This is a genomic window from Aeromicrobium sp. PFPM2_SD2 (assembly GCF_057364525.1).
Map to the genome: position 1 here is coordinate 1 of NZ_JBNFNZ010000635.1, position 1,028 is coordinate 1,028.

General features: G+C 75.8%; 1 protein-coding gene. It reads right to left on the reverse strand.

The genetic code is table 11. The annotated features are described in order from the left end of the window. Positions 1-157: 157 nt before the first annotated feature. Entirely contained in the window at positions 158-835 is a 678-nt protein-coding gene (locus tag AC2W7G_RS17065) for a class I SAM-dependent methyltransferase (protein WP_485869490.1), read from the reverse strand. Positions 836-1,028 lie beyond the last annotated feature (193 nt).

The window sequence follows — 1,028 nt, forward strand, 5'->3', positions numbered from 1 at the left end:
GGCGGTGAGCGAGACGCGGTGCAGGGTCAGGTAGGTGGCCCGGTCGGCGGGGGAGCCGAGGGCCTGGCTGCGCACGGCGAGCCGGCGGCGCACGAGCAGCAGCGCCAGGACCAGGACGAGCGCCACCCCGAGCGCCAGCAGCACCTCGGTCATGGGCTCAGCGGAAGTCGAGCAGCAGGGTGTCCGGCGGCGGCGCCTGCTCGGGCAGGGCGGCCTTGTCGACGCGGGCGCGGACGGCCGTGGTCGTGTGCCGCAGGCGCAGGAAGCCGGTGTGCTCGGCGTAGGTGCGGAACAGCGAGTGCACCTCGGCCAGGGCGGCCTCGCCGCGGGTCGGGTCCATCGTCTCGCGGGCGAAGGCCAGCAGGCCGGCCAGGTCGAGCTTCTCCCACGCCGCGAACTGCTCGGTCTCGGCCTCCAGGAACAGGCCGGACGCCGCGAGGGTGTCGGCCGTCGGGACCGGGCTCGGGGCGACGCCGACGATCTCGCGCAGGCGTCGCAGCCACGGGATCGAGTCGTCGTACGCGTGCGAGACGGTCGAGACGACGCCGGACGGGCGCAGGACGCGCGCGTACTCGGCGAGCGCGACGGGCGCGTCGTGCAGGTCGGGGACGACCACGGCGTCGAACGCGTCGTGCACGAACGGCAGGCGGTCGCCGCCGGCGCGGACGTAGCCGACCTGGTCGTGCTTGACGTGGCGCGCGTCCGGCGAGCAGATCGTCACCTCGTGCCCGAGGTCGGCCAGCCGGTAGGCCAGCGAGCTGTCGCCCAGGTGCAGCACGCAGGCCAGCTGGTCGCCGACCAGCCAGTTCGCCACGCGTCCGCCCGAGCTGCTCACCCTGCGAGGGTACCGGTCGGCGGGACGCGCCCAGGTACGCTGCGGGGCGTGTCAACCCCCTCCTCGTCCGCGTTCGCCGTCGCCGCCGCCCTCGAGGGGCGTCCCCGTCCGCCCTTCGCGGCGACCCGGGACGGCATCGACACGCTCGCTGCGCGACCGCGGGCGTGCGCCGCAGCACCCCCCGAGGACACCG